The organism is Mycobacterium bourgelatii (assembly GCF_010723575.1).
Classification (GTDB): domain Bacteria; phylum Actinomycetota; class Actinomycetes; order Mycobacteriales; family Mycobacteriaceae; genus Mycobacterium; species Mycobacterium bourgelatii.
Genome location: NZ_BLKZ01000001.1, coordinates 1066961 through 1086955 on the forward strand (window position 1 = coordinate 1066961; position 19995 = coordinate 1086955).

Sequence of the window (19995 nt, forward strand, 5' to 3'; positions counted from 1 at the left end):
GGCGATCGCGCCTACGACAGAGGGCGCGACCCGCTGCGCCCGGCTTCGCCGCGCTGGCGATCGCGCCTACGATGGGGGTCGCTCACTAAAGAAGAAGACTCCTACCCATAAGGGATTTAGCTGTGCTGTCGAAGTTGCTGCGCCTTGGTGAAGGTCGCATGGTCAAGCGCCTCAGGAAGGTGGCCGACTACGTCAACACGTTGTCTGACGATGTCGAAAAGCTCACCGACGCCGAGCTGAGGGCCAAGACCGACGAGTTCAAGAAGCGCCTGGCCGACGGCGAGGAGCTCGAAGACCTGCTGCCGGAGGCGTTCGCGGTCGCCCGCGAAGCCGCCTGGCGGGTGCTTGACCAGCGGCCTTTCGACGTGCAGGTGATGGGTGCGGCGGCGTTGCACCTGGGCAACGTCGCCGAGATGAAGACCGGTGAGGGTAAGACGCTGACCTGTGTGCTGCCCGCTTACCTCAATGCGCTGGCCGGCAAGGGCGTGCACGTCGTCACGGTCAACGACTACCTGGCCAAACGTGACAGCGAGTGGATGGGCCGTGTGCACCGCTTCCTCGGCCTGGAAGTGGGCGTCATCCTGGCCCAGATGACGCCTGACCAGCGTCGCGTCGCCTACAACGCCGACATCACCTACGGCACCAACAACGAGTTCGGCTTCGACTACCTGCGCGACAACATGGCGCATTCTCTCGAGGACCTGGTGCAGCGCGGGCACAACTACGCGATCGTCGACGAGGTCGACTCCATCCTGATCGACGAGGCGCGGACCCCGCTGATCATCTCCGGCCCCGCCGACGGCGCCTCCAACTGGTACACCGAGTTCGCCCGGATCGCGCCGCTGATGGAGAAGGACGTCCACTACGAGGTCGACCTGCGCAAACGCACCGTCGGCGTGCACGAGAAGGGCGTGGAGTTCGTCGAGGACCAGCTCGGCATCGACAACCTCTACGAGGCGGCCAACTCGCCGCTGGTCAGCTACCTCAACAACGCGCTGAAGGCCAAGGAGCTGTTCCACCGCGACAAGGACTACATCGTCCGCGATGGTGAGGTCCTCATCGTCGACGAGTTCACCGGTCGTGTGCTGATCGGCCGCCGCTATAACGAGGGCATGCACCAGGCCATCGAGGCCAAAGAGCACGTCGAGATCAAGGCCGAGAACCAGACGCTGGCGACCATCACGCTGCAGAACTACTTCCGCCTCTACGACAAGCTGGCCGGCATGACCGGTACGGCCCAGACCGAGGCCGCCGAGCTGCACGAGATCTACAAGCTGGGCGTGGTCAGCATCCCGACCAACAAGCCGATGATCCGCGTCGACCACTCCGACCTGATCTACAAGACCGAGGAAGCCAAGTACATCGCGGTGGTCGACGACGTCGCCGAGCGCTACGAGAAGGGGCAGCCGGTCCTGATCGGCACCACCAGCGTCGACCGCTCGGAGTACCTGTCGCGCCAGTTCACCAAGCGCCGCATCCCGCACAACGTGCTGAACGCCAAGTACCACGAACAAGAAGCCGGCATCATCGCCGTGGCCGGCCGCCGCGGCGGCGTCACCGTGGCCACCAACATGGCCGGCCGCGGCACCGACATCGTGCTGGGCGGCAACGTCGACTTCCTCACCGACAAGCGGCTGCGCGAGCGCGGTCTGGATCCGGTGGAGACGCCCGAAGAATACGAACAGGCCTGGCACGAGGAGTTGCCGAAGGTCAAAGAGGAAGCCAGCAAAGAGGCCGAGGAGGTCATCGAGGCCGGCGGCCTGTACGTGCTGGGTACCGAGCGGCATGAGTCGCGGCGTATCGACAACCAGTTGCGCGGTCGTTCTGGCCGGCAAGGCGACCCGGGCGAGTCGCGGTTCTACCTGTCGCTGGGTGACGAGCTCATGCGACGCTTCAACGGCGCCGCGCTGGAGGCGCTGCTGACCCGGTTGAACCTGCCCGACGACGTGCCGATCGAGGCCAAGATGGTCACCCGGGCGATCAAGAGCGCCCAGACCCAGGTCGAGCAGCAGAACTTCGAGGTCAGAAAGAACGTCCTCAAGTACGACGAGGTGATGAACCAGCAGCGCAAGGTCGTCTACGCCGAGCGCCGCCGAATCCTCGAAGGCGAGAACCTCAAAGAACAGGCGCTGGACATGGTCCGCGACGTCATCACGGCGTACGTCGACGGGGCGACGGCCGAGGGCTATGCCGAGGACTGGGATCTCGAGGCGCTGTGGACGGCGCTCAAGACGCTGTATCCGGTCGGGATTTCGCACGAAGAGCTGACGCACCGCGACGCCGACTCCGATCGCGACGACCTCACCCGGGACGAGTTGCTCGAGGCGCTGATCAAAGACGCCGAACGCGCATACGCCGCCCGCGAAGCCGAACTCGAGGAGATCGCCGGCGAGGGCGCGATGCGCCAACTGGAGCGCAACGTGCTGCTCAACGTGATCGACCGCAAGTGGCGTGAGCACCTCTACGAGATGGACTACCTCAAGGAGGGCATCGGGCTGCGGGCGATGGCGCAGCGCGACCCGTTGGTCGAGTACCAGCGCGAGGGCTACGACATGTTCATGGCGATGCTCGACGGGATGAAGGAGGAATCCGTCGGCTTCCTGTTCAACGTCACGGTCGAGGCCGTCCCGCCCCCGCAGGTGGACGTCGCTCCCGTCGAGACTCCCGAAGGCCTTGCAGAACTGGCCGGCGAGGGTGCCCCCAAGCAGGCGACGCCGCCGCGCGAAGAGGCGCCGACGTTGCGCGCCAAGGGAATTGACGACAGTGACGCGCCTCCTCTGACATATTCCGGCCCGTCCGAGGACGGGTCGGCGCAGGTGCAGCGCAACGGCGGGGCCGCCAAGACACCGGCCGGTGCGCCGGGCGGAGGCAGTCGCCGCGAGCGGCGGGCGGCGGCGCGGCAACAAGGGCGTGGCCCGAAGCCGCCGAAGTCGGTGAAGAAGCGCTAGGAGCCCCGCATTCAGGAGCGCCTCCTTTACACGGAGCGCCGGGGAAATGAGGCAGTCGCCTCATGCGGCTGGTGGCCTGCCGCAAGCACCATTCCCCCATGAACACACCGGTAACTCCCCTTGAGGCCGTCACGGCTGTCCTGCAAAACCCCGCCCTGCCCGCGGGTGATGACGAGCGGTTCGTCGGCTACGGCGTCATGGGCTTGCCGTTTGCCAACGGGCACTACCTTGCCCTGCGGCATTTTCCGAAGGCCACCTTCGCGCCGGCTTACAAGTCGGTCTGGCACCGCAGTCCCGACGGCATCTGGACGTTCTACGCCACGACGCCGGGGGCGCAAAGCTGTGCGCGCTACTTCAGTTCGGCGACGCCGCAGGACGCGGTCCAGTGCGACATCGAGGTCGAGTGGGTTAGTCCGTGGTTGGTCTTCGTCAGGATCGAGGGGCTGCTCGACTGGCAGATCGATATCCGGTCGACCTTGTCGACGCGCTTGATGACGGCCGTGGGCAGCCGGTTGCCCGCCGGAACCTGGACCAATCGCATGGCCCTCGGCGTGTTGAGCGGCGCGGCTGGCCTGGCGTTGAATGCCGGGCAGCTGCGGCTCGCCGGCACCGCGCCGAATGGTCAGCGGTTCATGATCGCCCCCCGGCAGTTGTGGGAGGTGGCCCACTCCCGCGCAATTCTGGGCGGCCAGGACCTCGGACCGGTGGGTCCGCTGCCCAACCAAGCCAAACTCGCCAGTTTCAGGCCGCCGCAACGCGGTTTGTTCGTGGTGGGGTCAGGGCATTTCGAGAACTTCGATGCTGACCGCCACGATGCCGTCGGGCGCACGATCACGATTGAGTGAGTGAAAATCCGCCATGACTGTGCACAATATTTGCATGCCCTCCCGCGAGGAGACTGCCGCCGAGTTACCGACGCGAGCCGAGGTGCTCGCCGCCCTGTCCGTAGCGATCGACCTTGGTCTTGGTCAACCGGCCGAACACATGCTGCGCGCCGCCATGATCGCGACCAGGCTCGCCGATCGACTCGGGCTGAGCAAGGAGCAGCGAGGCGACGCGTACTACACCACGCTGATCATGTGGATTGGCTGTCATGCCGACTCACACGAGCTTTCGCAGTGGTTCGGCGACGATATTTCCGTGCGTCACGACTCCTACATGGTCGACACCGCGGGGCTGCCTCATATGTGGTTCCTGTTGAGCAACATGGGTCGTGGTCAGTCGTGGCTGCAACGGCTCAGCCTCATGGCGACGGTGATGACCAATGCGCGTGGTCAGCTAGCTCGAATGATCCACTCGCACTGCACATCTGCGGGACTGCTGGCCGACCGACTCGGTCTGGGCCCGGGCGTGCGAACGGCGCTGAGGTTCGCATTCGAGCGTTATGACGGCGACGGGCTGCCCACCCGGGCGAGTGGTGATGCGATCCCGATCCAAATGCACGTCGCTCAAGTCGCCGAACTGGCCGAGGTGCACCACCGCATGTACGGCATCGAGGGCGCGAAGGCGATGGTGCAAGCCCGGCGAGGCGGACAGTTCGATCCGCACGTCGCCGACACATTCGTCGACAACGCCGAAGAGTTGCTGTCCGTCCCTCCTGTCGGCGACGTGTGGGCGGCGGCGTTGCAGGAGGCGCCGGATCGTCATGAGCGCCTTGATGATCAGATGTTGGACACGCTGCTCGTTGCGCTTGGCGACTTCGTAGATCTCAAGTGCCCCTTCACTCTGGGGCACTCGCGGGCGGTCGCCCGGCTCGCGGCTCAGGCGGCGACGGTCGCCGGCCTGGATGCCGATGCGGTGGCGCTGACGAGGCGTGCCGGTCATGTTCACGATCTGGGCCGCATCGGGGTATCGAATCAAGTCTGGTCCAAGTCAGGCTCTCTGACCGCTGCCGAGTTCGAGCGTGTTCGGCTGCACCCGTATTTGACGGTGCGAATTCTCAAGCAGGTGCCCGGGCTTCGGCAGCTGGCCGACGTGGCCGGCAATCATCACGAATGCGTGGACGGCTCGGGCTACCCGCGCGGCCTGGACGGGACGGCGCTGGGCCTGCCGGACCGGATCCTGGCGGCCGCTGTCAGTTATCAATCCGCTTGTGAACCAAGGCCATACCGGAAAGAGATGACACCCGAGTCGGCCGCCCGCCGGCTTAAAGGCCGGGTGCAGACCGGCGAGCTGGATCCGGCGGCCGTCGAGGCGGTGCTGCACGCGGCCGGACACCGCGCGCAGCGCCCGCAGGTCCGTCCGGACGGGCTCACCCCGCGAGAGGTCGAGGTGCTGTGCCTGGTCGCGCGCGGCGCGTCCAACAAAGAGATCGCGGCGGAATTGGTGATCAGCGAGAAGACGGCCCGCAACCACGTGGAGCGGACTTACGCCAAGATCGGGGTGTCGAATCGCATCGGCGCCAGCATGTATGCGCTGCGACACGGCCTGGCCAACGCCTGACTGACCCGCCAGAAACGGCCCCAAACCTTGAGGCAAACGCCTCATGTGCTCGGCGGGTCCACAGCGAACACTGAGCTCATGAAGCGTTATTTGACAATTGGATACGGCGCAATCAGCTACGCGGTCTTCCTGGTTGCTTTCCTCTATGCGATCGGATTCGTCGGCGGCATCCTGGTGCCGCGCGATGTGGACCACGGGGTCACCGCCTCGATCGGCGAAGCTGTCGCGGTTAATGTGTTGCTGCTGGGCGCCTTTGCCGTTCAGCACAGTGTTATGGCCCGCCCCGGGTTCAAACGGTGGTGGACCCGGTTCGTCCCTCCATCCATCGAGCGCAGCACCTATGTCTGGATTGCCAGCGCAGTGCTGCTGTTGCTCTACTGGCAGTGGCGAACGATGCCCGCGGTCATCTGGGACGTGCGCCAGCCGGTTGCGCGCCTGGTGGTTTGGACCATGTTCTGGCTGGGCTGGGCCATGGTGTTCAGCGCGACCTTCATGATCAACCATTTCGAGCTGTTCGGCCTACGGCAGGTGTATCAGGTCTGGCGCGGAAAGCCTTACGCCGAACTTGGTTTTCGCACGGTGCTGCTTTACCGGCTGGTGCGCCATCCGCTGATGCTCGGATTCATCATCGCGTTCTGGGCGGCGCCGACGATGACCGCGGGGCACCTGCTGTTCGCGGTCGCCACCACCGGATACATCCTGATCGCTTTGACGCTAGAAGAACATGATCTGGAAGCGGCGTTGGGTGATCAGTACCGCGATTACCGCCGCGATGTGCCGAAGCTGGTTCCGGTGCCGCACCGCCGACACCACGCCAAAGTCACCTAACCCGCCGAGCAGGCGCAAAAGCCCCGAAACACATGCGGTTTCGGGAGCTTTTGCGTCTGTTCGGCCTAGGACCTAGCTCTCGACCAGCTCGGCGATTCGCTCCAGCGTCGCGCGCATGCCGTCCGCGGTTTGCTTCGGCATCGAACCGCGCGTGATCAACCATGGCTGTTTGTCCTCCGACACGTCCCAGGTCTCGCGGACCAGGGTGCCCTCCTGGCCGTCGCCAACCGGACTCAGCTCGTAGCGCCAGATGCGGCCGCCGATCAGACCTCCGGCCCCGGTCGTCTTCCAGGCGATGCGCCGGTTCGGTTCGAACTCGACCACCGTGTTGGTGGTGCGGTACGGAATGAACAGCGTTTCGATGCGACCTCGCATCGCCATGCCGAACTTCGACCCCATGGACAGCGGCACCGATTCGGCGGTGGAGTGGTTCACCGACTCCGAACCGTCGAAAGTGGAGTGCTTTCCCGCGTCCGCCAACAACGCAAAGATTTTGTCCGGGGGCGCCTTGATGACTCGCTCAACGCTTACCGTTTTGCCTTCCATGAATCAACACTAGCCCCGGCTCGCATGCCGTCGGTTGGTGAAGCTCAGTCGGCCGGCAGACCAGGTGGACAGGTCGCCTGTGTCCCTCGAGACGGGCTGTTCTACGTCCGACGAACCTGGCAAACTCGATGAGCGGTCGCCGGCCTCGTCGGCCTCGCCGCCGAATACGACCCTTTGATGGCTGGGTAGTCCCCTGGAAAGTGCAGGTGAAGTGAGCGGGCCCAAGGTCATCGACTACCGGGCATTAGAGCGCGAGCGCGTCGAGGCGGCGCGACGGCGCTGGCGCTCGCTTTGCGGCTGGGCCTCGGCATTGGAGCGCCGCTGCGCGTCGACGGGTCATCTCGACTGCGTGGTCGACGTGGTCGCCGTTACCGGGCTGGCCGAGCCGACCGGCGGATCCGAGGCGATGAAGACCCAATGCGACAAGCTGGAGCAGGCACTCGCCCGGGCGGCCGGTGAACTGGAACGGCGTCAGCTCGCCCAACGCACCCAACAGGTGATGGCCACCATGCGGGACATCCTGGCTGACGTGCAGCGGCGCGAGCGCGCGGCCACCGAGGCGGCAGCGGCCCGGCGAGCAGCGCACCCGACCGCGCCAGTCGAACAAGCCACCCCTCGGGTCGACTACGCCGACAAGGTGGCGGCAAAACTGGCGTCGCTGAAGGTCCCATCCGCTGAGCTGGAACGAGCCGCCCGCGAAGTAGTGGCCACTGGCGATCAGGCGCGTGCCCGGCTGCTCTACGCCGACTTGGCGGATCGCGTCGAGGAAGCCAACCGATGTGCCGAGCGGACCGAGGCCCAGCGCACCGAAATCGCCGAGCTGCGTGCCCATCTCAGCGATCTCCCCGACCCGGATCCGGTAAGCGTGCTGCTCGACCAGGCGGCCGTCAGCGCCGACCGGGGCGAGGACGTGCACACGCTGCTGGCGCAGGCGCGCAGCGCAATCACCTACCAACTGGACAGCGTTGCCGCGCAGGCGAATCGAGATTTCGTCCGGCACGCGGTGGTCGAATCGCTGACGGAGTTGGGCTATGACGTCCTGGACGTGGCGGTGCAAACCCCGCAGACCCTGGTGGTCCGGCAAAGCGGCACCCACGGCGTGCGGGCCGACATCGGCGATGGTGAGATCGGTCTGCGCGCGGTGCGATTCGGTCCGGCGGATGCGGTAGCGGACCGTGACGCCGAGGAAGAGTTCTGCCGCAGGGTGCCTGGCTTTCTCAGCGCGATGTCACGTCGCGGGCTGTCGACGGGCATCAGGGAGCAAAAGCTGCCCGGGTTGTCCGCTCCGGAGGCGATCAGCTTGCGCAAGAAGGCGACTCAATCATCCTCCCGGCTGGACCAGCAGCACACGACGCACAAGAGAGGCGCGCGTTGATCCTCGAACACCCAACCTGGTTGCGCGAACTCGACATCGCCTTGCCGGCGAACCCGCAGGTCCTGGTGACCGGCAACCTGCGCGACATCGTCTTGATTCCCCGCGGGGGTACCGCGGCACCCCGGCAGGCCTCGGTGGTCGACGCGATCCTGCTGGAACTCGAAGCGGCCGGACACCGCAACGTCATCGTCTACGACCCGGTCGACGGCGCGGACGCGGCGCGAGACGACGGCGAGGTGGCGTCTGGGCTGATCGCCACCGTCGCACGGGGTCAGGCCGACGGTGCAACGGGCCCGGAGTTGTTGGCCGCGCTGATGCGCGCGGTGGTGACTTCCGAGCGGCCGTGCGTGCTGATCCTTGCCAATGCTTCCCGGCTGGCGCCGGCGGGCAACTTCTCCGGTGACGGGATACATGGCCTGCTTGCCACCGCCGAGAAGTTGATGCTGACCGCGCAGGCGCATCCGGTGCCCGGCCGGCATCGCGCCCCGCTGTACAACACGGTGATCTGGTTGCTCGACCGAGAGGGTGATCTGCCGTACTGGCTGGCGTCCTCGGAGCTGGCCCGGGTGATCTCGGTTCCGCAGCCCACGATGGAGCACCGGGTCGCGCTGGCACGCTCGCTGGTGCTCTCGCTACCGCAACCGCCCGAGCCGAACACCCCCGAACTGGCGGACATCGTCGACCGCTTCGCCGCCCGGACCGACGGCCTGACGTTGCGCTCGATGACGGAGATCAGCCGTCTCGCGCAGGATTGTCAGATCGCGGCCGACGACATCGGCGATGCGGTCCGCACCTTCCGGCACGGCGTGCCTGACAACCCGTGGCAGTCCGCTGATTTGCGGCGACGGATCCGTGACGGCGCGACATCGTTGGGAACGAAGGTGCTCGGTCAACCGGCGGCGATCCGCAAGGCCGTCGACATCCTGATCCGCTCCTGCATGGGCCTGACCGGCGCCGAGTCGAGAAGCTCCACCACCCGCCCGCAGGGCGTGCTGTTCTTCGCCGGACCGACCGGCGTCGGCAAGACCGAGCTGGCCAAGTCGATCGCCGAATTGGTGTTCGGCCAGAAGGATTCCTTCGTCCGGTTCGACATGAGCGAATTCCGCGCCGATCACAACGAGGCCCGGCTCATCGGCGCCCCGCCGGGCTACGAGGGGTTCAGTGGCGGCGGCGAGCTGACCAATGCCATTCGGCAGCAACCGTTCCGGCTGATCCTTTTCGACGAGATCGAGAAGGCGCATCCGCGCATACTGGACAAGTTTTTGCAGATCCTCGACGACGGCCGACTCACCGACGGCACCGGCGCCACAGTCTTTTTCAGCGAGGCGCTGATCGTGTTCACCTCCAATCTCGGTGTCTACGGACATGACGACGCTGGCAATCGGATACCCGTCGTCGATCCGGGCGCCCCGTACGAAGAGGTGGAACGCAAGATCCGGACGGCGGTGCAGGAGCACTTCAAGACCGAGATCGGTCGGCCCGAAATTCTCAACCGGATCGGTGACAACATCGTCGTCTTCGACTTCATCTGCGCGGACGTCGCCGAACAGCTGGTCCCGATGTTCACCGGCAACGTGATCGATCGGATCCGTGACGACCTCGGGATCGACGTGACGGTGAGCGACGACGTACGACGCACACTGGTCGATGAGGCGTTGGTGCAGCTTGAGTTTGGCGGACGCGGTGTGCGCAACGCGGTCGAGTCGACGTTCACGAACCCGTTGGCGCGAGCGTTGTTCGAACTGGATGCCGGCACGACCGCGGCGACGGTGACCCGGCTGAAGCGCTCCGGTGACGGCTGGACCGCGGTGCTGGCGTGACCGCCATGTTGTTGTCTCGGCTGCACCATCCGGTGCGCAACCTGGGGTTCGGTGTGCGCGCGGGCATCTGGTTCCAGGGCTGCACCCTGTACTGCCGGGGTTGCGTCTCACGTGACACGTGGGCGTTCGACGAGTCCCGGTGCTGTGACGTCGAGGCCGTCCTTGCTTGGCTGGACGGGCTGGGCGCGCTGGACGGGATCACCATCTCCGGTGGGGAACCCACCGACCAACCCACAGCGTTGCGAACCCTGTTGGAAGCCTTGAAGGGTCGCGATATCGACACCGATGTGCTGATGTACTCCGGGCGTACGTATGAGCGCCTGCGGGTTGACTTTCCGTGGTTGTGGGACGGTCTGGTCGACGTCCTCATCAGCGATCCGTTCGAGCAGGATCAGGCGGGCGACGTCGCGCTGCGGGGCTCGGCCAACCAGCGGGTCCACCGCCTGACCGACCTGGCGCTGCGGCGTTACCCCGAGGAGGATTTCGAGCAGAGGTATTCACTTCAGCGACAACAGATCTCGATCAACGTCGATGACCACGCGGTGTGGATGGTGGGAATTCCCAAGCCGGGGGATCTGGCCCGGCTTCGCGATTCGCTCGAGGCACGCGGGGTGGGCGTGGGGAGAACGTCGTGGCTGAGTTGACCGACCCCGTCACCTGCAAGTGCGGCAGCGACTGGGACCGTGCGCTGTATTCGCAATGTGCCCATTGCACAAGGAATCTGTGGGACGACGCCAACCTCATCGGTCCGCAGTCGGACCGCCCGAATCCGCCGGTTCCCGCGCGCGCGGCCGCCCCGGGCACCGTGCTGGACGTTCCACCCCATCCGGGCATAGGTCTGCTGGTCTGCGGTCGGCGGCTCACCGTCGAGCCAGGCCGCACACTGCAATTGGGCCGCGACGACGACCTCGAAACCGAGAGCGTGTTCCGGACGGCCATGAACGTGTCACGTCATCATGCTCTGCTGCGGTATGAAGGCGGCCGGCTGTACATCACCGATACCAATTCCAGCAACGGCACTTTCGTCAACGATCACAGGTTGCCCGCTGACACCGAGTACGAACTGCGGCCAGGGCAGACGTTGCGGCTGGGGTCCAACGTCCACGTCGAGATCAGGTGGCCATCGTGACACGGGTGCGGATCACCGTCGGCTTCGGCGATCGCGCATTGGCTGGTGGCAACCGGGACAGCGGATCGGTGGTCTAGGTGAGCGCGATCAGGGACCAGACCGGTGGCTGACGAGACGTTCATCGAGGGTGGCAGCGCGCAGCGCGCCCCGGCGACTCACATCGAGGGTGACCAGGCCGGGCTGGCAGAGTACCAACCACTGCCACCCTCATTGGCCGCCCAGGGCTACCGCGCGATACGTGAACTCGGTGTCGGTGCGGAAGCGCGAGTTTGGTTGTGCACCAACAGCGACGGCGTCCAGGTGGCCGTCAAGGTGTACTTCCGGGCGCCGGACTACAAGTTCGAATTGAACTCGAGTAAGTATCGACAACATTTCTCCCGGGAGTGGACCGTCGAGGTGTTGCAACGCGGCAGCGACCGAGTGGCCGGTACCGAGATGCATTACGAGGTCATGGAGTACTGCGCGGACGGAACCCTCGAGGAGTTCGTCGCTGCCCAAGGCCACTCCGACCAGATCGCGACTCAAGATACTGGCCCGTTTGGCCTACTGCCTCAAGGGCTTACAGGGGCCCGATGCGCAGGTGGTGCACGGCGACCTCAAACCCCGCAATGTTCTCGTTCGTAACGTAGCCGACGTTGACCTCGTGCTCAGCGATTTCGGGTTGACCTTCGACCTCGACCAGCGCTCCCATCTGAGCAACTTCGGGCATGGCACCACCGCCTACAACGCCCCGGAGGTCATGCGGGTCAAAGGTGCTCCCGCTGACTGGTGGAGCCTGGGCATGGTGATGTACACGGTCCTGGTCGGGCGCGGGTACTACCAGGCCGACGACAGGCGTTGGCTCAATCAGCGGGCGATCGAAACTGACTTGCTCGCGCGTGATGTCTCCCTGACTGCGATCGATGAATTGGCGATGCCGGCCGAGCGTCGGTGGCGCTGGAAGCTGTTGCTGGCCGGCCTGCTGACGCGGGACTTCGACCTGCGCTGGGGGGCCGCGCAGGTTGAAGCCTGGCTCGCGGGGCAGAGTCCCGCAGTGCATCGTCCGCTGGACGGGCAGGGCGGGCCCATGCCCGAGTCCGGCCATTCGCGGCCCGTGAAGCCATTCCCGTTCGCGAACGTGGGAGAGTTCACCTCACCGGCGGCGCTGGGGGCGGCGATGGCGGAACGGCCCGACGAGGCCGCCCGGATGCTCAGCGGCAAGGGCATCAACCGGCTGCTTACCTGGCTCACCAAAGAGGTGTGCACCGGCGACGACTATTCCGAACTGGCCCAACACAACTGGGGCCCAGACGCGAAGGTCGCCTACCTCGTCGCGCGCCTGGCTCCGACGGCGCCGCTGACCTTTCGGGGCTACGCGGTGACGGCCCCCAGCGACCTGGTGCGGTTGGCGCAAAGCGCCGACACCGAGGTCGTCGGCGCGCTGTTCGACGCCCGGTTGCTGGGTGGCATCGCCGACGATGCGGCCCGCTCCGGTTACCGGATGATCGACGTGAACTGGCACGACGTAGTCGCGAGGTCGCGCGACGCCGCATCCCGGCGAGGAGTCCCGTTCACCCGGCAGGTGCGTCGACAGGTCCGCCAAGTCGCGCTGTCGATCACCGCAATGGCCGACTCCGCAAGCGTGCAACGCTATGCCGCCGACGTCATGGCGCGAGTCAGCGCAGCGGAGTTCGCTGCGGCCCGAGAGGTGGACTGGTTCGTCCGGTTGTGCTCCGATGCCGCTGGCGTGGCAGGCCCGTCCAACGACGCGCTGGCATTGGCCCTGTTGATCGACGCGACTGCGGACATCGCACGTGAGCAGGGGCAACGCGACCGCGACGACCACGCCGAAGAGGCACGTGGTGAGACGTTGACCGCCGCCGCCTCACGGCGCGGCTGGAACGACATCAAAGCGACGATCGCGGCGGTGGTTCTGGCCGCGACGGTTCGGGTGCCCCTCCTGATCGGGCAATTCGTCATGACCAAGACGTTCGTCCTGAAGCCGGATTCCAACGTCTACGAGGCGTCCGCCCGCGGCGTCCGCGATCACCATCTCGCGTTCTACCTCGCCGGCCTGATCCCGATCGCGCTGTTGTTGGGGATCTTCTTGGTCGCCCGTCGGCCCTGGGCTGGTCGGCGTGTGGCGGTCGCCGGCGGAATCGTCTTATTGATCGGGACCCCGGTGGTTCTGCTGCCCACAGCGGTGTCCAAATGGCATGAGGCCGAGGGCAAGACGATCGCCAAGCTGCGTGAGACGCCGTTTCCCTTCGAGCAAGAGCACTACAGCTGCGCGAGTTGGACGTTCGACGCCGAGACCGGCGCACACGACCCCGAACTGTGGCAGGTGTACCTGGGGCAGTCCTTAGACACCCCTGGTCAGGGGTGCGATCGCGCAGACGTCTACCGCGGTCGGCAGTTCGTCGGCGCCTACAACCTGCCCGACGGCGACAGCTTCACCGGGGAAATCGTCGTCGACACCCCCGGCTGGACTGAGCCCGAGCGTGCGACCTCGTCGACGAGGTTCGCGCCGCACGACAACACGACCGGCCGTCGAGCCCGGATGGATCCCACCAACACGAACGTCAAGCTGCCGACGACGAACGGCCGTGTGCTCGATTTCACTCTCGATGGTGCCGGACAGAACGGATTCGAGTTGCGCTAGGTCTTACCCAGGTGGCCCACCCACGGGCCCCTCGGCCAGCACCACAGCCGTCAGCCAATGTGCAGGGCGACCATCAACCACCGTCCCGAGGCCGAGCCTGAACCCGAGCCCGTCGGAGCCACCCGTTCCACCCGGCAGGCGATCGCGTGGACCCGGTCGCCGCGGCTGTAAGTGCCGAAAACCTCGGCGGCGTTTTCCGGACCGTCCGGCCGGCCCCAACCATCACACGTCGCGGGTTGTAGCCGCATTCGGCGCAGCACCGCCGTACCCTCCTGGCCCGCCGTGGCACCGGGTACCACGCGGCTGAGCGAAAGCACCGAGTCGACCAGGCCGGACGTCAGCAACGGGCGCAACTGAGACACCGGACGGCGCCGGTCCAACACTTCCAGCACCCGGCGCAGGGCAGCGTCGGAGAAGGCCGCCGCCTGTCGCATCGCGGGCGACAGGGGCGCCGCCGCCGCAGGCGGCATAGGCGCTGCAAACGACGGCGGCCGGCTGCCCTGGACGCCGACCGTTCGGTGAGTGATATGCGGAGTGGTCGGGCGCACCGACGCATGCGATGATTGCCCGCACCGTGGGACATCGCGCGTAGGGGGTTCGTAGTCGACAACGGGCATGACCGCGAAGGCAGCACGACGGGGTGGGCCGGCAATAGGAATCAAACTCAATGGGCACTCTCCAACTGGGTCACACGAACGACGGAAGCCTGCTGGAGAGTGGGCAGACGACAAGCTGCCGGCCATCATCGCACAAACCAAGCTGGCGCGTACTCGCCCCGCTGTGCGATGGCACAGGGGACGTAGGGAGGGCGAATTGACAAGGAGGACAACGCCGTAATGGTGACCCGGCTGTCCAACGCTGATGCGTCCTTCTACCGCCTGGAAAACAGCGCCACCCCGATGTACGTGGGATCTCTGTCCATCCTGCGTCGACCGCGGTCCGGCCTGAGCTACGAGACGTTGCTGGCCACCATCGAGCAGCGGCTACCCCAGATTCCGCGGTACCGGCAGAAGGTGCGCGAGGTCTCTGGCTTCCCCATCCAACTCGCACGGCCGGTGTGGGTAGACGACCCGGAATTCGACATCACCTACCACGTCAGGCGGTCGGCGCTGCCGTCCCCGGGTAGCGACGAGCAATTGCACGAACTGATCGCCCGACTGGCCGCACGACCGTTGGACAAGTCGCGGCCGCTGTGGGAGATGTACCTCGTCGAGGGACTGGCAAAGAACCGCATCGCCCTCTACACAAAGTCGCATCAGGCGCTGATCAACGGCATGAGCGCGCTCGAGATCGGCCACGTCATCGCCGACCGGACCCGCAAGCCGCCACCGTTCCCCGAAGACATCTGGATACCGGAGCGCGACCCGGGCAACACCCGTCTGATCCTGGGTGCCATTGGCGACTGGATCGCCGGCCCGGGCGCCCAGGTGCAGTCCGTCGGGTCCGCGCTCGCCGGGCTGGCGACCAGCTACAGCGAACTCGTCGACGCCGGCCGCCGCGTCTTCGACGTGGTCCGCACGGTCGCGCGCGGCACCGCACCGAGCAGCCCGCTCAACGCCACCGTGTCGCGCAATCGGCGGTTCACCGTCGCGCGGGGAAAGCTCGACGACTACCGAGCGGTGCGTGCCCGCTACGACTGCGACGTCAACGACGTGGTGTTGGCGGTGATCGCCGGCGCACTGAGCAACTGGCTGATGTCTCGCGGCGAGACGGTGGCTCAGACCAGGACGGTGCGGGCAATGGCGCCGCTGTCGGTGTACGAAGACCCGCTCAACTCGACCGGCCCCGGCCAGCCGATCAGCCAGGTGACGCCGTTCTTGGTCGACCTTCCGGTGGGGGAGGGTAACGCGGTGGTGCGGCTTTCCCAGATCGCCCACGCCACCGAGTCGAATCCGACGGCGGCCAGCCTGGTCGACGCGAGAACCATCGTGACGCTGTCCGGCTTTGCGCCACCCACCTTGCACGCCATGGGAATTCGCGTTGCCACGACCTTTCCGGCGCGTCTGTTCAACCTGCTGATCACCAATGCCCCCGGCGCGCAGTCGCAGATGTACATCGCCGGCACCAAGCTGCTGGAGACCTACTCCGTTCCACCCCTCCTGCACAACCAGGCGCTGGCCATCAGCGTGACGTCTTACAACGGCATGCTGTATTACGGCATCAACGCCGACCGCGATGCGATGAGCGACGTCGACATGTTGCCCGACCTGTTGAACCAGGCGTTGGAAGAGCTTTTGGAAGCTTCTCGGTAACATCCGTGAGTGTGAGCACCGCGGGCAACGGCGCATCGGCGAAGTCGAACAAGAAGAAGAAGATTGCCGCCGATGTCTACGAAGCCGAATTGTTCCGGTTACAAACGGAATTCGTGAAGCTGCAGGAGTGGGTGCGGCACACCGGCGCCCGTCTGGTCGTCCTGTTCGAAGGACGCGACGCGGCGGGCAAGGGCGGAGCAATCAAACGAATCACCGAATACCTCAGCCCGCGGGTCGCTCACATCGCCGCATTGCCGGTGCCGACGGATCGGGAGCGGGGCCAGTGGTATTACCAGCGCTACATCGCACACCTGCCGGCCAGGGGCGAAATCGTGCTGTTCGACCGGTCTTGGTACAACCGGGCCGGCATCGAAAAGGTGATGGGGTTCTGCACCCCGCAGGAGTACGTGTTGTTCCTGCGGCAGACGCCGATTTTCGAGCAGATGCTGATCGATGACGGAATCCTGTTGCGCAAGTATTGGTTTTCGGTCTCCGAGGCCGAGCAGCTGCGTAGGTTCAAAGCCCGGCAAAACGACCCCGTCCGGCAATGGAAGCTCAGCCCGATGGACCTCGAGTCGGTGTACCGGTGGGACGAATATTCACGTGCGAAGGACGAAATGATGGTGCACACCGACACGCCCAACAGCCCTTGGTACATCGTGGAATCCGATATCAAGAAACACGCGCGGCTGAACATGATGGCCCATCTGCTTTCCACCATCGACTATCACGAGGTGGAAAAGCCGAAAGTCCACTTGCCCGATCGGCCCGTCGGAAGCACCGAGTACCGGCGACCACCCCGCGAGTTGGCGACCTATGTCGACGACTACGCGGCGACGTTGATTGAGCGGAAGGCATGACGCAGGTCTACATCCCCGCCACGCTGGCCATGTTGCAACAGCTCGTCGCCGACGGTTCGTTGCGGCCGGTGAACGGCACCGCCTTCGCGGTGACACCGACCCTGCGCGAGTCCTACGCCGAGGGCGACGACGACGAGCTCGCCGAGGTCGCGCTGCGCGAGGCGGCGCTGGCGTCCTTGCGCCTGCTTGCCGTCGAACCCGGCGACACGCTGCCCCCGCGGCGCGCCGTGCTCGCCGCGGAGGTCGACGAGGTCAAGCACCGGCCGGACCTGGACGACGCCGCCGTCCGGCTCGCCGGGCCGGTGTCTTTGGACCAGGTGGTCGCGGCGTACGTTGACAATGCCGCCGCCGAGCCGGCCGTCACCGCTGCCATAGAAGCGATCGATGACGCCGACCTTGGCGACGAGGACGCCGAGTTGATTGTCGGTGACGCCGAGGACCACGATTTGGCCTGGTACGCAACCCAGGAGTTGCCGTTTCTGCTTGATCTGCTCTGAAGCGGGTATGCCGAACTTGCCGGCCAGCCTAGCGATCTAACCGTAACTTACGGTACCGTAGCTTCGATTGGATCGGCTGCATCGGAGCAGGAGCTACCCCATTGAGTAAGAAGTTTGCTTCGGTTACCGCCAACGTCGTCGAAACCAAGCGTCCGACCGTCGCCGGGGCCGACAAGCACCCCGGCTGGCACGCGCTGCGCAAAATTGCTGCGCGCATCACTACGCCACTGTTGCCCGACGACTATCTGCATCTGGCCAATCCGCTGTGGTCCGCGCGGGAATTGCGTGGCCGGGTCGTCGCGGTTCGTCGGGAAACAGAAGACTCCGCCACGCTGGTCATCAAACCCGGCTGGGGCTTCAGTTTCGACTACCAACCCGGGCAGTACATGGGCATCGGACTGCTGGTCGACGGGCGCTGGCGCTGGCGCTCGTATTCGCTGACCTCAAGTCCTGCGGAATCGCCGGGGTCGTCCCGGCGTGGTCGGCCGCGCACGGTGACCATCACGGTGAAGGCCATGCCCGAGGGTTTCCTGTCCACGCACCTGGTGGCCGGGGTTGCGCCGGGCACCATCGTGCGATTGGCCGCGCCGCAGGGCAATTTCGTGTTGCCGGACCCGGCGCCGGATTCGATCCTGTTCCTGACCGCCGGTTCCGGGATCACCCCGGTGATGTCGATGCTGCGGACGTTGGTGCGCCGCAAGCAGATTACCGACATTGCGCATGTGCACTCGGCGCCGACCCAAGCCGACGTGATGTTCGGTGCCGAACTGGCCGAGCTGGCCGAGGAGCACCCCGGTTACCGCTTGACCGTGCGCCAGACGCGCACGATGGGCCGACTCGACCTGTCCCGCCTCGATGACGAGGTACCCGACTGGCGCGAACGTCAGACCTGGGCCTGCGGGCCCGAAGGCATGCTCAACCAGGCCGAAAAGCTTTGGAACGCGGCCGGAATCGGTGACCGGCTGCACCTGGAGCGGTTCGCGGTGGCCAAGGCCGCACCCGCAGGTGTGGGTGGGACGGTGACGTTCGCGCGTAGCGGCAAGGCGGTGACCGCCGACGCCGCGACGTCGGTGATGGACGCCGGTGAGTCCGCAGGTGTACAGATGCCCTTCGGTTGCCGGATGGGTATCTGTCAATCATGTGTCGTTGGTCTGGTCGAGGGTCACGTGCGTGACCTGCGGACGGGCATGGAACACGAACCAGGGACCCGAATTCAGACCTGCATTTCGGCCGCCTCCGGCGACTGCGTGGTGGACATCTAGAGTTACCGATAGGTAACTTACGAAGACGTAGGTTACGATGGCGTAGGTCGTCGTACGACAACCAGGGAGATGGACACGATGGCGATAACAGACGTCGACGTATTCGCCCATTTGACGGATGCCGACATCGAAAGCCTGGCCTATGAGCTGGACGCCATCCGCCAGGACATCGAAGACTCTCGCGGCGAGCGGGATGCCCGCTACATCCGCCGCACCATTGCCGCTCAGCGGGCGCTAGAGGTTTCCGCCCGACTGCTGCTGGCCGCCAGTTCGCGGCGATCGGCCTGGTGGGCGGGCACGGTAACGCTGGGCGTGGCCAAGATCGTCGAGAACATGGAGATCGGCCACAACGTCATGCACGGCCAGTGGGACTGGATGAACGACCCCGAGATCCATTCCTCGACGTGGGAATGGGACATGAGCGGGTCGTCCAAGCACTGGCGGTACACGCACAACTTCGTGCACCACAAGTACACCAACATCCTGGGCATGGACGACGACGTCGGCTACGGCCTGCTGCGCGTCACCCGCGATCAGCCTTGGAAGCGCTTCAACCTCTTCAATCTGGTCTACAACACGTTGTTGGCCTTGCTGTTTGAGTGGGGCGTAGGCCTGCAGCACGTAGAGATCGGCAAGATCGTCAAGAAGCGGATGGACCACGAAGAAGCCCGGCAACGCATCGACGAATTCTTGGCCAAGGCGGGACGCCAGGTGGTGAAGGACTACGTCGCGTACCCGGCGTTGACCTCGTTGTCGCCCGGCGCAACCTACCGGTCCACGTTGACGGCCAACGCGACGGCCAACGTGATCCGCAACGTATGGTCCAACGCCGTCATCTTCTGCGGTCATTTCCCGGACGGTGCAGAGAAATTCACCAAGACCGACATGATCGGTGAGACCAAGGGGCAGTGGTACCTGCGCCAGATGCTCGGCAGTGCCAACTTCGAAGCCGGGCCGGCGCTGCGGTTCATGAGTGGTAACCTGTGCCACCAGATCGAGCACCACCTGTACCCCGACCTGCCGAGCAACAGGCTGCACGAGATCTCGGTGCGGGTCCGCCAGGTCTGCGACAAATACGACTTGCCTTACACCACAGGCTCTTTCCTGGTGCAGTACGCCAAGACGTGGCGCACTCTGGCCAAACTGTCGTTGCCCAACAAGTACCTGCGCGACAACGCCGACGATGCGCCGGAGACCCGCAGCGAGCGGATGTTCGCCGAACTGGAAGCCGATTTCGCCGGTCCTGACCCGGCAACCGGTCGCCGGCGTGGCCTCAAGACGGCGATCGCCACCGTGCGGGGCTGGCGGCGTGACCGGAAGGCCGCAAAGCGGCGCCTGGCTGGTTCAGACGACGACTTGGCGGCCTAGGGCCTTCGCAGCCGCCTTCGCGAATTT

At 65.5% G+C, this 19995-nt stretch carries 17 protein-coding genes; 15 read left to right on the top strand and 2 right to left on the bottom strand.

Annotation, left to right across the window (positions count from 1 at the left end; all coding sequences use genetic code 11):
• The first annotated feature begins 122 nt into the window (after positions 1-122).
• The 4 genes from secA to mddA all read left to right on the top strand — a co-directional run bounded on the left by secA (position 123) and on the right by mddA (position 6218).
• The gene (secA, locus tag G6N68_RS04835) at positions 123-2948 is read left to right on the top strand and encodes a preprotein translocase subunit SecA (RefSeq protein ID WP_163708569.1); all 2826 of its coding nucleotides are present in this window, start codon (positions 123-125) and stop codon (positions 2946-2948) included.
• Positions 2949-3046: 98 nt separating this feature from the next.
• A complete protein-coding gene (locus tag G6N68_RS04840; protein ID WP_163708572.1) occupies positions 3047-3793 on the top strand; it encodes a hypothetical protein in 747 nt (248 codons plus the stop codon).
• 34 nt (positions 3794-3827) lie between these two features.
• Positions 3828-5390 carry an HD domain-containing phosphohydrolase gene (locus G6N68_RS04845; protein WP_163708576.1) on the top strand — a complete coding sequence of 521 codons (1563 nt, stop codon included), beginning with the start codon at positions 3828-3830 and terminating at the stop codon, positions 5388-5390.
• A gap of 78 nt (positions 5391-5468) precedes the next feature.
• Positions 5469-6218 (top strand): methanethiol S-methyltransferase, encoded by a 750-nt coding sequence (mddA, locus tag G6N68_RS04850; RefSeq protein ID WP_163708579.1) that lies wholly within the window; start codon positions 5469-5471, stop codon positions 6216-6218.
• Between the two features lie 72 nt (positions 6219-6290).
• On the opposite strand, the gene G6N68_RS04855 is transcribed toward mddA, so the two are convergent.
• A complete protein-coding gene (locus tag G6N68_RS04855) occupies positions 6291-6764 on the bottom strand; it encodes an SRPBCC family protein (RefSeq protein WP_163708582.1) in 474 nt (157 codons plus the stop codon).
• A gap of 211 nt (positions 6765-6975) precedes the next feature.
• On the opposite strand from G6N68_RS04855, the gene G6N68_RS04860 reads away from it, so the two are divergent.
• The 6 genes from G6N68_RS04860 to G6N68_RS04885 all read left to right on the top strand — a co-directional run bounded on the left by G6N68_RS04860 (position 6976) and on the right by G6N68_RS04885 (position 13729).
• Positions 6976-8139 carry a hypothetical protein gene (locus G6N68_RS04860; RefSeq protein WP_163708584.1) on the top strand — a complete coding sequence of 388 codons (1164 nt, stop codon included), beginning with the start codon at positions 6976-6978 and terminating at the stop codon, positions 8137-8139.
• Positions 8136-9959 (top strand): AAA family ATPase, encoded by a 1824-nt coding sequence (locus G6N68_RS04865; RefSeq protein WP_205351244.1) that lies wholly within the window; start codon positions 8136-8138, stop codon positions 9957-9959. The genes G6N68_RS04860 and G6N68_RS04865 overlap by 4 nt, the downstream gene beginning before the upstream one ends.
• A 5-nt stretch (positions 9960-9964) precedes the next feature.
• Entirely contained in the window at positions 9965-10603 is a 639-nt protein-coding gene (locus G6N68_RS04870) for a 4Fe-4S single cluster domain-containing protein (protein ID WP_240355672.1), read from the top strand.
• Positions 10591-11088 (top strand): FHA domain-containing protein, encoded by a 498-nt coding sequence (locus G6N68_RS04875; protein ID WP_205351245.1) that lies wholly within the window; start codon positions 10591-10593, stop codon positions 11086-11088. Before G6N68_RS04870 ends, G6N68_RS04875 begins: the two co-directional genes overlap by 13 nt.
• A 102-nt stretch (positions 11089-11190) precedes the next feature.
• Positions 11191-11712, top strand: a complete 522-nt coding sequence (locus tag G6N68_RS04880; protein WP_163708593.1) for a protein kinase family protein — start codon at positions 11191-11193, stop codon at positions 11710-11712.
• A complete protein-coding gene (locus tag G6N68_RS04885; RefSeq protein ID WP_163708596.1) occupies positions 11627-13729 on the top strand; it encodes a protein kinase domain-containing protein in 2103 nt (700 codons plus the stop codon). Before G6N68_RS04880 ends, G6N68_RS04885 begins: the two co-directional genes overlap by 86 nt.
• Before the next feature lie 50 nt (positions 13730-13779).
• Here the strand turns inward: G6N68_RS04885 and G6N68_RS04890 are convergent, their stop codons facing one another.
• Positions 13780-14346 (bottom strand): Rv3235 family protein, encoded by a 567-nt coding sequence (locus G6N68_RS04890; RefSeq protein WP_163708600.1) that lies wholly within the window; start codon positions 14344-14346, stop codon positions 13780-13782.
• 219 nt (positions 14347-14565) lie between these two features.
• Here G6N68_RS04890 and G6N68_RS04895 point away from each other — a divergent pair, with 219 nt between their 5' ends.
• The 5 genes from G6N68_RS04895 to G6N68_RS04915 all read left to right on the top strand — a co-directional run bounded on the left by G6N68_RS04895 (position 14566) and on the right by G6N68_RS04915 (position 19968).
• The gene (locus G6N68_RS04895; RefSeq protein ID WP_163708603.1) at positions 14566-15981 is read left to right on the top strand and encodes a WS/DGAT/MGAT family O-acyltransferase; all 1416 of its coding nucleotides are present in this window, start codon (positions 14566-14568) and stop codon (positions 15979-15981) included.
• Between the two features lie 11 nt (positions 15982-15992).
• Positions 15993-16841, top strand: coding sequence for a polyphosphate kinase 2 (gene ppk2, locus G6N68_RS04900; protein ID WP_163708606.1), 849 nt, complete (start codon positions 15993-15995; stop codon positions 16839-16841).
• On the top strand, positions 16838-17338 hold the full coding sequence (locus G6N68_RS04905; RefSeq protein WP_163708609.1) for a DUF6912 family protein: 501 nt from the start codon (positions 16838-16840) through the stop codon (positions 17336-17338). The genes ppk2 and G6N68_RS04905 overlap by 4 nt, the downstream gene beginning before the upstream one ends.
• Before the next feature lie 101 nt (positions 17339-17439).
• Entirely contained in the window at positions 17440-18600 is a 1161-nt protein-coding gene (locus G6N68_RS04910; protein ID WP_163708612.1) for a ferredoxin reductase, read from the top strand.
• 78 nt (positions 18601-18678) lie between these two features.
• A complete protein-coding gene (locus G6N68_RS04915) occupies positions 18679-19968 on the top strand; it encodes a fatty acid desaturase family protein (protein ID WP_163708616.1) in 1290 nt (429 codons plus the stop codon).
• Positions 19969-19995: the final 27 nt, after the last annotated feature.

Bases quoted from the DNA above. Each gene is read 5' to 3' on its own strand.
- G6N68_RS04905 (WP_163708609.1), top strand. From the start codon at position 16,838: ATGACGCAGGTCTACATCCCCGCCACGCTGGCCATGTTGCAACAGCTC.
- G6N68_RS04890 (WP_163708600.1), bottom strand. From the start codon at position 14,346: ATGCCCGTTGTCGACTACGAACCCCCTACGCGCGATGTCCCACGGTGC.
- G6N68_RS04915 (WP_163708616.1), top strand. From the start codon at position 18,679: ATGGCGATAACAGACGTCGACGTATTCGCCCATTTGACGGATGCCGAC.
- G6N68_RS04840 (WP_163708572.1), top strand. From the start codon at position 3,047: ATGAACACACCGGTAACTCCCCTTGAGGCCGTCACGGCTGTCCTGCAA.
- G6N68_RS04870 (WP_240355672.1), top strand. From the start codon at position 9,965: ATGTTGTTGTCTCGGCTGCACCATCCGGTGCGCAACCTGGGGTTCGGT.
- G6N68_RS04895 (WP_163708603.1), top strand. From the start codon at position 14,566: ATGGTGACCCGGCTGTCCAACGCTGATGCGTCCTTCTACCGCCTGGAA.
- G6N68_RS04845 (WP_163708576.1), top strand. From the start codon at position 3,828: ATGCCCTCCCGCGAGGAGACTGCCGCCGAGTTACCGACGCGAGCCGAG.
- G6N68_RS04855 (WP_163708582.1), bottom strand. From the start codon at position 6,764: ATGGAAGGCAAAACGGTAAGCGTTGAGCGAGTCATCAAGGCGCCCCCG.
- mddA (WP_163708579.1), top strand. From the start codon at position 5,469: ATGAAGCGTTATTTGACAATTGGATACGGCGCAATCAGCTACGCGGTC.